Origin of the sequence: Hahella ganghwensis DSM 17046, from assembly GCF_000376785.1 — a bacterium.
GTDB lineage: Bacteria > Pseudomonadota > Gammaproteobacteria > Pseudomonadales > Oleiphilaceae > Hahella > Hahella ganghwensis.
Map to the genome: position 1 here is coordinate 14,577 of NZ_AQXX01000123.1, position 14,197 is coordinate 28,773.

A 14,197-nucleotide genomic window follows, 5' to 3' on the forward strand; every position below is an offset into this window, starting at 1 on the left:
AACGCGACCTGACAACGATTAGAACCTGACATTTATTTCAGGATATGTGATCCTTGCACATAGACATCTGCTAAACTAAATTAGCTGGGATCAGCCGATCCCAGACCTTATAAAAACAGTGCTAAGAAGACAAAGGATTGACTTAGCCCGCCCATCCTCGCGGGCTCAGCCAGGAGTGGTGAAAGGTGATCCCTTTTATCCCAAGGAATCTATGCCGAATACGTCTCATCATGTTCAGGAAGAGCCACCCAAAAAGGGAACTTTTCATGGCAGCAGCCTGGTTCTGCTGGCAGCTGGTATTGCTTTGGCCCTGACCACAGCTTTATTTTCTTTTAACGCCGGTTACCCTCCACTGCTGTTTCCCGCTTCAGCAGTGATAGCCTTACTGTATTTTCACCACAACAATTCGGCTGTGTGGGCAGGTGGCCTTCTGGCCCTGATCTCGGGAATTGCGGCCGGACAGTCTTACCTGACCGCCTCGCTGTCGGAAGCCGCTTCCATTACCGGACTCTCCACCGCTTTTGTTGCCTTTCAGTCTTACCTTTTTTACAGGGCATACTCCTGGCTCACCCCCGAGGAACCGGACCACCGCGCTGAGTCCACTATTCTCAGATTTTTAATCAGCCTGCTGGTTAGTACTGCGGCCTGTTCAAGCCTGGCCGGACTTGGTTTCACACTATTACTCCCAGGCAAGTATGATCTTTTTTCACTGCTTGCCATGCTTTTCCTGTCCACAGCCTTACCCACCCTGATAGGGTTTCCGGCTTACTCAGCAAAACGCAAGTCAGAACTTCTATCCCGACTCCTACAGGACCGTTTTGTTGAAGTGGTTGCCTGGATGGGACTGCTGCTCACTGTCGGCCAACTTATTACTGAAATGGGCGGATTTCTGATTTTCGCCCTTTTACCATTGCTCATCTGGTCCAACCTCAGATTCACACAATACTACAGTAATCTGGCAGCATCCGTTGCCGGCATTACAGTGCTAGCGGCACTTCATCTCTATCCTCCAGCCATGGAATTGAACATTCTGAATCTTCTGCATTTGGAGGTAGCAGTCTTTGTATTCTCCAGCTATTACCTCGGGGCACTCACTGCTGATCGCGTCGAGCTGGAAAACCGGCTGGAAGAAATGGTCATCCAGCGCACCCGTGATCTTGAAATGACCAACTACGAACTGCAGAACGAAGTAGCCATTAGACAAAAGGCAGAGAAGTCATTCCGCCAGAGTTCACGCCGCTACAGGGCATTGATAGAAACCGCCGGCAGCCCTATCGTGGTCATGGATAACGAATTCAGAATCCTGCAATGGAACGATGCCGCAGCCCGCCTGTTTGGATATAACCGCGAGGATATCTACGGCAGAAGCTACATCGAAGGGTTTGTTCCCTCGGAATTCAGAGATGAAACAGAGTGGAAAATCAAAAAGGTGTTAGAAACCGGCATTCCAGTCGAGAACTTTGAAACCGAAGCAAACGCCCTGGACGGCAGCAAACACGTCATGCTCTGGAACATCAACCGAGTCGTGGATGAGGAGGACGAACACCCACAAGTTGTCCTGGTAGGCCAGAATATCACCCCGATCAGACAAACTCAGAACCAACTCCATTTTCTAGCCCACTACGATGTACTCACCGGAGCCGCTAATCGCAGGCTTTTCGAGGATCGCTGCACCCAAGCCCTGAAGCAGGCTGTTCGTCACCAAAACGAAGTCGGTCTGATCAGTCTTGATATCGACCACTTCAAACGAATCAATGACACTCTGGGCCATGATGCCGGTGACGAATTATTAAAAGAGATTTGCCGCCGGCTTAAAATGTGTATCCGTGAAGAAGACACGATTGCCCGCCTAGGAGGTGATGAGTTTGCCATCTTACTTAACAAGGTCAATGGTGAGGAAGGTTGCCTCCGTGTCGGCCGTAACCTGTTGGAGAGCATCATCCAGCCGATCAACCTTCCCAGCCAGCAATTAGTCATCACTACCAGTATCGGTATCACGCTGGCACCAAGGGATGGTAAGGATTATTCCGTCCTGCTCAAAAATGCAGACATGGCCATGTATCGAGCCAAAAGCGCTGGCCGCAACAACATTCAGCTCTATCGAAAAGAAATGAATGATGAATTGGAACTGCTGCTGAACACCGAACAAGAGCTTCGGGCAGCAATAGAGCAGCATCAGTTCGACATTTATTACCAACCACAGATTGACCTGGAGAGCGCCCGGGTTATTGGCCTTGAAGCCTTGCTTCGCTGGAAACACCCGACCCGAGGCATTCTGGCCCCCATTGAGTTTATCGACGTCGCCGAACAGTGCGGTCTGCTACCGGCACTGGGACAATGGGTCATATACAATGCCTGCCTTCAGTGTCGCGCAATTCAGGCAATGAGCCAACACCCTGTTAAAGTGGCTGTCAATATTTCGCCCCGTCAGTTCTACCACCCGGAACTGCTAAACACGCTGGCAACAGCGCTGAGTGAAACCAGGGTTGATCCCACTTATATTAGCCTGGAAATCGCCGAATCTGTTCTACTGCACAACCAGCAGGAGGCAGAAGAACGCCTGGAACAACTGAAATCGCTGGGGCTTCAGATTACCGTCGACAGCTTCGGCTCAGGATTATCCTCCGTTTCAACACTGGCCAGATTACCGGTGGATGCACTTAAAATAGACAGAGCACTGGTGCGTAACGTTCCCGGACAGGATATCGATATGGCGATATCTGAAACACTCGTAGCCATTGCCCACAAAATGAATATCAAGGTGATTATTGAAGGTGTGGAAACAACGGATCAGGAAGCTTTTTTCAGGAACAACGGCGTTCGACTGGTACAGGGACATTTATACGCACATCCCATGCCGTCCATTACACTACCTAACTTCTTTGACGGCTTAAAACATGGGAAGGTCTCTGCTGAGGGTAATCAGATACATCTTCCCCTGGAAAGCTGATGATGCGGGACCGTCACCAGCCTCCGTCCAAGACTCTGAATCCCTGCATACGCAATTGCTGCCTGGACCAATATGATGTGTGTTGTGGCTGCAAGCGGACGTTGCAGGAGATCCTGGATTGGCATTCCCTGACCAATGAACAGAAACTGAGGCTCATGGAAGAGCTCAAACAGCGCCAGAGGCGGGGAGCCTGATTCAGCCATGCGATGTTTTCTAGGCATCACCCCCGAGCCAGAGATTGTGAGTCTTATTAGTGCGCATATTCAATATCTCAAGCAAACTCATGCCATGAAACTTTCTCTTCTGCGCTGGCAATCCCGTCAGCAGCTTCATATCACTTTACTGTTTCTGGGTGAGACATCTATCGACACACTTTCCTCTCTGACACCAGATATCAGCCAGATCTGCAAAGAATTCGATGATATAAAGCTGAGCACTGCAGGAATTAGATTATTCCCCTCTTCCCGGCGACCAAGGTGCCTGACGATGGAAATACAGGAATCTAGTGAGCTGACCAGACTGCATGATGAAGTCGCAGCAGCGGCACATAGGATTGGTTTCCCACTGGAGAACAGACAATACCGTCCGCATATCACTCTCGCCAGGATCAACCATCGACTGAAGCCAGATTTTGCCCATATTCCGGAACTGCCCCTACAGTTCAATGTTGGCAAAATTGCACTTTTTAGCAGCCATACCGCAGAACAAGGCTCCCGATATGAGGTAGAGGCAGAATACCCTTTCAATACTTGTCAGGAACCAGCAATGTCCCCCTTGCGACCCCGTTGACATTTTCAGAGACTATCTGCCCTCTATTTTTTTCGACAACGCAACAGAAATGCCCCAAATGACCGAAAGAATTGAACTACTGGACCGGCTCCTGTCAGAAATCAGCAAGTGCAGGATCTGTGAAGAACACCTGGAACCGAATCCTGTCTTGAGACTCTCATCAACAGCCCGGCTACTGGTAATAGGCCAGGCACCTGGAACCAGAGTTCATGCCACCGGCATCCCCTGGAATGATCCGAGTGGAGTACGATTGCGGAAATGGCTGGGAATAACCGATGACGTCTTCTATGACACAGCCCGCGTTGCCATCATGCCAATGGGATATTGCTATCCGGGAAAAGGCAAAAGCGGAGATCTTCCTCCCAGGCCCGAATGCCGTGAAGCTTGGCATGACAGAGCGCTGAAATTAATGCCTGAGGTAAAAACAACGCTGTTAATAGGCCAATATGCCCAGCGCGCCTACTTGCCCGATGCAGGGAAGTTGCTGTCAGACAATGTCAGAAACTGGCAGCAGTGGTTCCCCACATACATTCCCTTGCCGCACCCCTCTCCCCGTAATACTCTGTGGCTGAAACAGCGCCCCTGGTTTGAGGAAGAGGTCATACCCACGGTTCGGGAGTTCATCAGGCAAACATTGCTGAATTGACAACACATTAATAGCGGATGACTTTGCGCCTTCCGGCATCACTGAATCAGACCAACGGATCTCCGTGATACTCAGTAATCAGATCATCAAAGCGCTGTATGACCTCAAGCAACACTGTCATTTGCTCAATATTCTCTTTATAGGCCTCTTCCGCCATGGGCACGATACCACTGGCCTGAGGTAAAGGCGCATCGGCTTCGAGAATCACCTTCATCCGAGATATCAGAATGAACTGCAGCCACTCATGGAATTCCAGAGTATCAATACAGAACGGTTGCTGACTCCTCAAGGCTTCTGCCGAAGGTGGCTCACTGCGCCAAAGCTCCAACCTGCGCAACTCTGCTTCCATATCCAGGAGCACATCAGCCAGCTCCTGGAAAACTCTGCTATCCGACAACTTCAGTTAACCTCCGCGGTAACGTTTTCACCCTGCAAAGCCTGGTAGAGATTTATAAACTGCAGGGTCAAAGGATGTTTAGGCGCCATGTATATCAATGGTTCATGAGCCTGATGTGATTCTTTCATTTTGACCGAAGAATTCAATTGCACAGGCAATACCGGCAACCCTTCTTCGGTCATATCATTGATAATTTTTCTGGGTAGTGTCGCTCTTGGCTGAAACTGATTGGCAAGAATCCCCTCAATCTGCAGATCAGGATTGTGATCCTCCTGCAAATCCTGAATTTCTCCCAGAATGGTGTAAAGTGCCTGACGCGAGAAATCATCACAGTCAAACGGAATCAAACAGCGTTGCGCCGCGATAAGGGCTGACCGGGTATAAAAATTCAATGCAGGGGCAGTATCGATAAAGATACGATCAAAGCTTTCCCCCAACTTGATCAACGCATCTCTCAATTTGTAAATCTTATGCTTGGCTTCCAGTTTACGTTCCAGATAGTCTAGCTCTGGACTTGCCGGCATCACAAAAAGCCCCGGAAAACGGGTGGCATGGATAAAATCGTCGGTTTTCTTATTAAATATATTGAAGGCAACAGACTGCTCGAAAAAGTCAGCAACGGTATCCTTCAACTCGGCAGGCGGTTTTCCTAATAGGTAAAGACTTGAATTTCCCTGCGGGTCAAGATCAACAACTAACGTCTTGGAACCCTGTTCAGCACTGATGGCAGCAAGGTTGCAAGTGATGCTGGACTTGCCCACTCCACCTTTCTGATTGAATATCACTCTGCGCATATATCCCCCGGATGTCCTGATTGGCACGTCTCCAGCGACCGGCAAATTGGAGGTCGCCATTTGTGGTATCGTTTTTTGAGACAACTTTATTATGAGACAAATATATTATGAGCCAAAAGTTGTACTCTATCTTCCGATATATTTCCAGGCGTACCGCAGAACTCATCTACTGACCGTCGGAGTCACCACCCTGTAATCGATTTAACAAATGGGACTGTTATCGCTCTCTTCTCTTCCAGGGATGCCCGGTCAATTTTCTTCAATAAGCTGGTCAGCGACCCAAGATCTCTGGGTGCTCTTCTAATAATGAACTGTTTGACCTCGTCGGACAGGAAAAAACCAAAGTGTTGCGCCTGCTGCTCCAGCACCTGTAAACGCAATACTTCATCCAGAGCAGGGAGCTTGATAGTAATCCCCCAGCCCAACCTGGATTTCAGGTCTGGCAGGTGCCAGGTTAAATTACCGGGAGTTTTGTTGGCGCTGGCAATCCACTGCGACTGTTGCTGCTGGCAACGATTGAATAAATGGAACAATGCCTCTTCCCACTGAGGATGGCCGGCAACCCTGTCCAGATCATCAAGACACAACAACCGACAATGCTCCAGCCCTTCCAAAACGGCCGGATCCATTGAAATCAATTCGGTGAACGGCAGATAAAACGCCTCTCCCGTCTCATATAACTGACTTGCCGCCAGCAATAGATGAGTTTTTCCGGTCGCACCTTCGCCAGAAATAAACAAGATCGTCTCCGCCGGTGAAGCCAGAAAGTTCCTGACCGTGGCGACGACCTGCCCTCCGTCGGGCTCAACATAATTTTCCAACTCTGCTGAAGGGTTGGAAGAGAGATTCAGCGCAAGCTGAGTCAATGATGAATTATTAGAGTTATTCGACATGCGTCTATCAACTGAATCCAAATAAACTCAGGTAGTCGTCCTGGAGCGTTCAAGGCAGTATTTTCGCCCCCAACTAGTCACATAATGACTTCCGCTGACCAAGCACACAGCAGCCACTGCCCAGACCCCCAACTCCACCGCGAGGGCCGGCATGGGCAGCCCTGCATAGTAAAAAACAACTACCAATACATAGGTGATCTGAGTGAAAGTACTCAATTTCCCCCAAATACTGGGACGTATTGAATAACTCCCCAACATCATATGATACGCCAAAGCACCGATCACAATAATCAGATCCCGGACAAATACAAGCACCATGAGCCACCACGGAAGTAACCCATTCAAGGTCAGCACTACAAACACGGATACCAGCAAGGCCTTATCGGCCAGAGGGTCCGTTATCGCCCCAAAGCGGCTACTCCAATGGAAAGTCCGGGCAAGAAAGCCATCCAAACCATCCGAAACACCAGCAATTAAAAACAACCACAAAGCATCCCGATACCATTCCCTGGCCAGGCAGTAAACAATCGGCACTACCAGTAAAATACGCAGTAGCGTAATGGCATTAGGGAGTTGCCTCCAGGGTATATGCAACAGATCCCGCTCCGTTTATCGACCCCAGGCACACCGATTCAACGCCACCACCCGACTCAAAGCAAAATCCTGCCTGTGAGCAATTGGGCCAGCGGCATTAATTCAGTGCCGCTGTTCGTCAGTGACACCAATATTCATCATGATACAACAGGCATTGTAGCGCCAAGCAGGCAGGCAATCACTGACAAACTCAGCTCTACATTAGAGAGGCTCGACACAAATTCTTTATCGGCCTCCAGTTAAGTGCTCTATCGGCTGCCTCTCCATTGACCGCTCTACTGGCTGCCACCCCATTGATAGTAGAGCCAATAGCCGATTTCCTCCTGTCCCCCATCTCCCAATACCGGACGCAACTTTTCCTGCAATGCAATATGCTCTTCAAGCTGCTCAGGTACAGAGTTCAATGAAAGCTCGAAACGGACGACATCGCGGCTCATAAAAAACGGCTCTACCCTTTTCACCGGGGCCAACTTCTGTAACATCCGGGAAACGTCTACATAGTCCCGGAAACTGGTAACGTTGGTCACTTCAAGTTTGACCAGATTCGCAGCACTCTCATCCAGCGTAATTGCATATTTTTTGGCCTGTGCAGAGGCGACTTCAGCCATGAGCGTCTGTGCCCACTCTTCCTGTCCCTGCGCTTCAATTTCCCCCTGACTTAACGACTGGCCGTTCACCCGCAATTGCCATCGCCCAGTCCAGCGACCGGCATTATCCTGATAGACACGAGCCATGACCACAGCATCACTGCTGTATCGTGTCGAGGCTGCTTCAACAGGGCCGGCAAAAAAGCCCCACAAATCTGATACGTTCAATGTGGCGGAATCTTCCAGATCCATTAACGGAAGCAGGATGGGAAGCCCCCAGTGTCTTGCTGCCGACTGGAGATATTCAACCATCGGCCTTTCCTGAGGTTCAGCAACCACATCACGCACACCTCGTTCATCCAAGGCAATCCAGAACAATGTCTGTGGACGGCTCTGCCCCCATACAGGTAAACCCTGTCTCGCGAGTAATTGGGCCAGGGCGCTTCCTGAAAACTTGGCATTAAAAATCCACGGCAGACCGTCCGACGGACGGTCATTGCGAGAATAACTATATTGCTCCAGCAATCGCTGACTGTTCGACACCAGATCTGCCGGAGAGTATACATCTCTCCAGTAAGGCGTCCCGGTTACTCGATCAACTACTTGCTCAAGGGCTGCATTCAGTGCTTCCTGTCTCGCATCTGAAGACTGATCGGCCACAGGAATGTGGGCTTCATAAAGACCACGCACAGGAACAGCAAAGGCATGTGTCTGAAATAGACAACCCACCAATAACACCGCCAGGGTACCTCGCCACGCTTTTCGGGTGGACATACTTACTCTGGATAACCAGCTATAAAATGGTGTTGATAGCTTTTGAATAAACAGGGTAGTCACTTTTGCTTCCAACATTACAAACTCATACGGCCGACCGACTCAGGAGACAACTTTTCATAACTTGCGGAATTTGAAAGTTATTCCTCGCCGAAACTATGCAAATCCGGGAAGCATACACTATTTCCCCCCGGGCCACTATTAAAGCGGTTTTAGTTTCGACATCTTCGGATATGGAGCCACCGACCGACCGCCGGCAATCCGATTGAGCGGACCTCTTACATCCCCAACAGATAGGCACAGACCATCGGACCAGGCAGAAACCCGTGGAAATAGTTACTGTCAGTAATAGAACTCCCCTGCTTCAGTTGCTAAAATACGCGACCTTCTTGTTAACCCCTACAGAGAGCACTGATCCTCATGACCGCACCGACAGACAAACCTTCCCTCAGTTACCGTGATGCCGGCGTTGATATTGATGCAGGTAATGCACTGGTCGAGCGTATTAAAGGTGCGGCGCAAGCCACCCGCCGCCCAGAAGTTCTGGCGGGCCTGGGCGGATTTGGAGCCCTGTTTGAAATCCCCAAAGGCTATCAGGAACCTGTTCTGGTCTCCGGTACTGATGGCGTTGGCACCAAACTGCGACTGGCGATGCAACTCGGCATGCATGATTCCATTGGGGTTGACCTAGTTGCCATGTGCGTCAATGACTTGATCGTACAAGGCGCTGAACCTTTATTTTTCCTGGATTATTATGCAACCGGCAAGCTTTCGGTGGATATTGCCACGACTGTTGTCGAGGGCATTGGGCAAGGCTGTCTTCAGGCCGGTTGCTCACTCATCGGCGGCGAAACCGCAGAGATGCCGGGAATGTACGAAGGCGAGGATTATGACCTGGCAGGATTCTGTGTCGGCATTGTTGAAAAATCAAAAATCATCGACGGGCAGTTGGTCAAACCAGGTGATGTTATTCTCGGCTTAAGCTCCTCTGGTGTTCACTCAAACGGTTATTCTCTGGTACGCAAGATTGTAGAAGTCAGCAATGCTGACCTGACAGCTACTTTCGAGGGAGGCACACTCGGAGAAGCCCTGCTCAAGCCAACCCGGATATATGTCAAACCACTGCTGGAACTGATCAGGCAGACACCGGTTCACGCCCTGTCTCACATCACTGGCGGAGGCTTCCTGGAAAATATCCCAAGGGTTCTCCCCAAGAACGCCAAAGCCGTGATCGACCTTGACAGCTATACACTGCCACCGCTTTTTGAATGGCTGCAACAACAGGGCAATGTGGACTGGACTGAAATGTACCGTACTTTCAACTGCGGTATCGGTATGGCATTGGTTGTTCCAGCAGAGAGTAAAGACAGCGCCATTGAGATTCTGCAAAATGCCGGGGAAGAGGTCTACGAGATTGGTTACATTGCTGAACACCAATCCGATGAACCACTTGTTGAGCTGAAGGGACTGCCCCAGTAATGACTGACAGGCAATCTTCACCACGCCGGATTGTGGTACTGATATCCGGCAACGGCAGCAACCTGCAGGCACTCATTGATGCCCAGGCCCGCAATACATTTCCCGGCAACATTGTTGCTGTCATCAGCAACAGACCGGGAGCCTTCGGCCTGGAGCGCGCCCAAAAGGTCGGCATCGACGCGATAACCTTGGATCACAAAGAATACGATTCAAGAGAATCTTTTGACCAGGCCCTTCAGGCAGGTATTGATGCCTATCGACCGGATCTGGTGGTGCTGGCAGGCTTCATGCGTATTCTGACACCAGAGTTCGTACGCCATTACCAGGGTAAAATGCTCAACATTCACCCCTCTCTGCTTCCCAAATACCAGGGCCTGCATACCCATAAAAGAGCTTTGGAAGCCGGCGACACAAAGCACGGTGTTACTGTCCATTTCGTTACGGAGGAACTGGACGGAGGCCCGAATATCGTGCAGGCAGAGGTTCCAGTGCTTCACGGTGACACTCCAGAGACCCTGGCCACAAGAGTCCAGCTGCAAGAGCACCTGATCTATCCTGAAGCGGTGCGCTGGTATTGCGAGGAGCGCCTGACCATGGAGAACAACTCAGCACTCCTTGACGGCCAGAAATTACCCTCTTCCGGTATTGTCATAAGCAACGCAGAATCCTAAGCTGCGCTCAAACCTGGTTTTTTATAAAATGTCGATCTCATATCCCGGAGCCTCCTGACTTGCAGTCAGCTCCGGGGAGGCCTATGGTTATTAAAAATAACGATAAAGGTCAGACCCAGAAACTATATGGGATCGCGCTCAATTCGCACAACTGCACCGCCCCTCACCGGCTGGCGACTTCTCCCTGCCGCTCTTTTCTCTCTTGTCCTGACGTCACTTCACACCCAGGCAGAAACAACGGATAGTGCACATCCCTCACCACCTTCCGAGGGACAACACATTCTACTTGCCACCCGGGCAGAGTACCGGGCATCTTATAAGAAAGGAGTACCGATTCGAGGCAGCGCCATCAGAACACTTGAGAAACTGGAAAATGGTGACTGGCAATACCGATTTGATGTGAGCTCATTCATTGTGGACATATCTGAGACGCTCCATTTCCAATGGAATGACTCTCAATTACTACCGATAAAATACAACTATGAACGCAGTGGCTGGGTCAAATCCAAGCAATCCAACGCCAGCTTTGACTGGCAGTCAAAACAGGTTCGCTACGACATCAATAACGACAGCAGGACCATCTCTATCCCTCCTTTGACACTTGACAGACTAGGGTACCAGTTACAACTAAGACTTGATTTAGCACGTGGCAAAGAAGAAATGCACTACACCGTGGCAGACAAAGGCAGACTCAGGGAGTTCGTATTTGCGGTGACAGGTGAAGAATCGCTTCAGGGAGAAAATTCCTCTTTTCCCTGTGTCGTGGTTGAAAAAATTCGCGAACCGGACAGTTCAAGGCAAACCAAGCTATGGTTTGCCCAACAACAAGGCTACCTATTGGTAAAAATGTCTCAAGTTGAACCTGATGGAGAAAAGTACCAGATTGTGTTGCAGAAAGCCCAGGTTGGCGACCAGATATTTGAACCCAGGATCAAGTAACCTGCCTCCCTGACAACACTCCCGCCTGAAACGACATCAGGTTTCGACTTTACTCACCCGCGTATACTTTACGAATTTCATCAGCCATCAATACCAGACCTTTTTCCACCAAAGCATCATCTTGCGAGTAGGTGATTCTCAGGCACTGTCGAGTATGATCCCAGTCGTCTTCGAGACCAGGAAAAAAGTAATGACCAGACACGACTAACACGCCCCGTTGCTTCAGTCGCTGATACAACGCCTTACTCGAGATAGGGAGGTCCCGGAGCCACAACCAGAGAAACATCGCACCCTCAGGATCATGCAGCGCAAACGGCAAGCCATCCAGGTGCTGACTCAGGACATTAAATGCGCGCTGCGCCTTCTGCTGATAAAAAGGTTTTACCACTTCCGTACTTAAACGCAGGATTTCACCGCTGCTCACCATCGAATTGGCCAGCATCCCCCCAAAACTTCCAGGAGCAAGATTAATGATCGCATTGACTCCAGCGACAGCCTTGATCACCTCCGGCTTGGCAATGACAATTCCGGTACGCACCGCAGGCAATCCAAGCTTGGACAGACTCAGGCAGAGCACAAGGTGATCATCCCAAACCGGCTTAACATCGGTAAATACCAGATCAGGAAATGGCAAACCATAGGCACCATCGACAATCAACGGCAGATCATGTTGCCTGGCAAGCTGAATGAGGTGAGCCATCTCATCATCGGTCAACACATTTCCGGTAGGATTAGTGGGCCTGGACACACACATGACTCCAATATCATCTCCGATCTGAAGATTGTCGAAGTCCACATGATATTTGAACCGGTGCTCGTCCAGCATTTCAATCGTGGGACGAGTGGAGACAAAGAAATCCTGGGTCAGCCCCGAGTCCGCATAACCTATGTACTCAGGTGTCATAGGTAACAGTACTTTTTTGCTGGTGCCGTCACCATACCTACCAGCAAACAGGTTGAACAGAATAAAGAACGCCGACTGACTGCCATTGGTGAGAGCAATATTCTCAGGACCTATCGGCCAGCCATATTCCCGCGAAAATAAATCAGCAAGGGATTGAATAAACTGCTTCTCACCCTGAGGAGGGTCATAAATGCCGGTAAGTTTGCGGAATTCATCCGGGTTATCCGTGATTCGACGCAGCTCCTGCTGAAACACTTCCTGGACTTCAGGCACCAGGCCGGGATTCCCCCCACCCATCATAATCATATTACCATCAGCCAGGGCGTTACCAAGATCTTCCATTAGGGAGTTTATTCCCGCTTCCTGGGTAAACTTGGTCCCAAACTCTGAAAGTCGCATGATTTACCTCTCTTACTCGTGCAGTGCTTTATTATCATGTGCGCATCAGGATCACTTTCGCGCGCTCTATTTCGGACTTATGGCCCTTTGAATCCCAAACTATTCCTCTTCATCCTGCAGCGCAATCCCAATATTGCTAACGCCATCCTGAGCTGCAAGCGTGCGGAACTCTCTTAATAATGATGCATTAGGCACCGGCGCTTTCTTCAGCATTCCCACAAGGTCGCGCTGAAACGCCAGTTCTGTGCGGGTAAGCGGATGCCGTTCCAGCAGCATGACCAAGTTATGCTCTTCCAGACCTTCTCCCTCACTGAATTCCACAAAGGAAGCGACTGTTTGTAAACTCGACTCCGCCGCCTTCCTCGCTAGCTCCGATGCCGGCATCAGCAATGACTCCAAAGCATTCAGTATTTGCTCAACCGCATCCCTGGCCGGCAATGCTCCGTATTCCTCTCGGCCAGCCAATACCTCATCAAGAGTTTCCAGGGCTTCGATCTGTGGTTGGACTTTGATTGTTTCGCGACTATCAATGCTATGCCATATAGCTTCAATCAGTCGATCAGGGAAAACAGGCAAATCCACCTGCAACAAATCTGTAAAAAACACCAGATTAGGCATTGCACGTTCGGCAAGCGCTGCAAGAAATACCTGCTGGCGCCAGCCTTTTAACTGCTCCAGTTGTTTAAAGTGCTTGATTGAAGCCACACAGGCCCCCTTATGACATAGCTATTTGAATAACGAGACAAGTATTAGAACTAGAAACCACATTTCTGATGGAGTGCCAATATATTGGCCAAAGCACCTTTTACCGTCCCGGAAAAGGCCATAACACCATCCTGATGACCACGCATGACAAACACTCCCCGGGACTTCAGGTCCTTCTGTTCCCACAAGGCAGTAACAGACTTCACCAACTGCTGACTACCATAAGGCGCATCTTCAGGCGTATAAAGCAGGTCCAGGTCTTCAAACCTGTGCCAGATCTCAGGTGAATGCACATGAATCACCGCTCCGATATCCCCACTCAATTGATATAAAAGAGCATGTGTGGTTGATTCAGAAGAGGGTTTGATTTCTCCCTGAGACCAGATCCGGTTAGTCGCAAGATCCGCCTTCACAACCAGCGCATAGTCACGCTTGAGAAGGCCGGGGAGCTCTCCGGTCTGACTTCCGGAAACAATAAATTGATCGTCATGATAGCGCTGACTGAGGTTTCCAAATCCCAGACCACCGTAGCGGGCAGAATCCTGCCCTATCAATCCCCGTTCCTTCAGCTGAGAACGGGCAGCCTCAAGGTCTGCAATATCAATATTATCGGGTAACGCCTGCCACTGGTGATCGAGAACAAATTTAATGACACCTTCAGTTTCCATCGGATCAC

General features: G+C 50.0%; 15 protein-coding genes. 7 read left to right on the forward strand and 8 right to left on the reverse strand.

Annotated elements, in window-relative coordinates; all coding sequences use genetic code 11:
- The first annotated feature begins 211 nt into the window (after positions 1–211).
- The 4 genes from F566_RS0117075 to F566_RS0117090 are packed head-to-tail and all read left to right on the forward strand — an operon-like array spanning position 212 to position 4,385.
- Positions 212–2,950: a bifunctional diguanylate cyclase/phosphodiesterase gene (locus tag F566_RS0117075; protein ID WP_157496842.1), complete on the forward strand. Its 2,739-nt coding sequence runs from the start codon at positions 212–214 to the stop codon at positions 2,948–2,950.
- A 2-nt stretch (positions 2,951–2,952) separates the two neighbouring features.
- A complete protein-coding gene (locus tag F566_RS0117080) occupies positions 2,953–3,144 on the forward strand; it encodes a DUF1289 domain-containing protein (protein WP_211210681.1) in 192 nt (63 codons plus the stop codon).
- Positions 3,145–3,151: 7 nt separating this feature from the next.
- Entirely contained in the window at positions 3,152–3,739 is a 588-nt protein-coding gene (gene thpR / locus F566_RS0117085) for an RNA 2',3'-cyclic phosphodiesterase (protein WP_020408234.1), read from the forward strand.
- A gap of 58 nt (positions 3,740–3,797) precedes the next feature.
- Positions 3,798–4,385 carry a uracil-DNA glycosylase family protein gene (locus F566_RS0117090; protein WP_020408235.1) on the forward strand — a complete coding sequence of 196 codons (588 nt, stop codon included), beginning with the start codon at positions 3,798–3,800 and terminating at the stop codon, positions 4,383–4,385.
- Between the two features lie 46 nt (positions 4,386–4,431).
- Here the strand turns inward: F566_RS0117090 and F566_RS0117095 are convergent, their stop codons facing one another.
- From F566_RS0117095 to F566_RS0117115, 5 genes are all read right to left on the reverse strand, one after another.
- Complete coding sequence (locus tag F566_RS0117095) at positions 4,432–4,782, reverse strand: YqcC family protein (RefSeq protein ID WP_033416456.1); 351 nt, start codon at positions 4,780–4,782, stop codon at positions 4,432–4,434.
- Between the two features lie 2 nt (positions 4,783–4,784).
- Positions 4,785–5,576, reverse strand: a complete 792-nt coding sequence (locus tag F566_RS0117100; protein WP_020408237.1) for a ParA family protein — start codon at positions 5,574–5,576, stop codon at positions 4,785–4,787.
- Between the two features lie 182 nt (positions 5,577–5,758).
- Complete coding sequence (gene hda / locus F566_RS0117105) at positions 5,759–6,469, reverse strand: DnaA regulatory inactivator Hda (RefSeq protein ID WP_020408238.1); 711 nt, start codon at positions 6,467–6,469, stop codon at positions 5,759–5,761.
- Positions 6,470–6,496: 27 nt separating this feature from the next.
- The gene (locus F566_RS0117110) at positions 6,497–7,063 is read right to left on the reverse strand and encodes a CDP-alcohol phosphatidyltransferase family protein (protein ID WP_020408239.1); all 567 of its coding nucleotides are present in this window, start codon (positions 7,061–7,063) and stop codon (positions 6,497–6,499) included.
- A gap of 275 nt (positions 7,064–7,338) precedes the next feature.
- Entirely contained in the window at positions 7,339–8,502 is a 1,164-nt protein-coding gene (locus F566_RS0117115; RefSeq protein WP_020408240.1) for a DUF2066 domain-containing protein, read from the reverse strand.
- Between the two features lie 342 nt (positions 8,503–8,844).
- Between F566_RS0117115 and purM the strand changes: the two genes are divergently transcribed.
- From purM to F566_RS33235, 3 genes are all read left to right on the forward strand, one after another.
- Complete coding sequence (gene purM / locus F566_RS0117120; protein WP_020408241.1) at positions 8,845–9,903, forward strand: phosphoribosylformylglycinamidine cyclo-ligase; 1,059 nt, start codon at positions 8,845–8,847, stop codon at positions 9,901–9,903.
- Complete coding sequence (gene purN / locus F566_RS0117125) at positions 9,903–10,574, forward strand: phosphoribosylglycinamide formyltransferase (protein WP_020408242.1); 672 nt, start codon at positions 9,903–9,905, stop codon at positions 10,572–10,574. The genes purM and purN overlap by 1 nt, the downstream gene beginning before the upstream one ends.
- Positions 10,575–10,700: 126 nt before the next feature.
- Positions 10,701–11,513: a DUF3108 domain-containing protein gene (locus tag F566_RS33235; RefSeq protein ID WP_020408243.1), complete on the forward strand. Its 813-nt coding sequence runs from the start codon at positions 10,701–10,703 to the stop codon at positions 11,511–11,513.
- A gap of 49 nt (positions 11,514–11,562) precedes the next feature.
- Here F566_RS33235 and F566_RS0117135 read toward each other — a convergent pair whose 3' ends face one another.
- The 3 genes from F566_RS0117135 to F566_RS0117145 form a co-directional block, all read right to left on the reverse strand.
- Positions 11,563–12,816: a valine--pyruvate transaminase gene (locus tag F566_RS0117135; protein ID WP_020408244.1), complete on the reverse strand. Its 1,254-nt coding sequence runs from the start codon at positions 12,814–12,816 to the stop codon at positions 11,563–11,565.
- Positions 12,817–12,915: 99 nt separating this feature from the next.
- The gene (locus tag F566_RS0117140) at positions 12,916–13,521 is read right to left on the reverse strand and encodes a DUF416 family protein (protein ID WP_020408245.1); all 606 of its coding nucleotides are present in this window, start codon (positions 13,519–13,521) and stop codon (positions 12,916–12,918) included.
- 50 nt (positions 13,522–13,571) lie between these two features.
- Positions 13,572–14,189 carry a class II aldolase/adducin family protein gene (locus F566_RS0117145; RefSeq protein ID WP_020408246.1) on the reverse strand — a complete coding sequence of 206 codons (618 nt, stop codon included), beginning with the start codon at positions 14,187–14,189 and terminating at the stop codon, positions 13,572–13,574.
- Between the last annotated feature and the right edge of the window lie 8 nt (positions 14,190–14,197).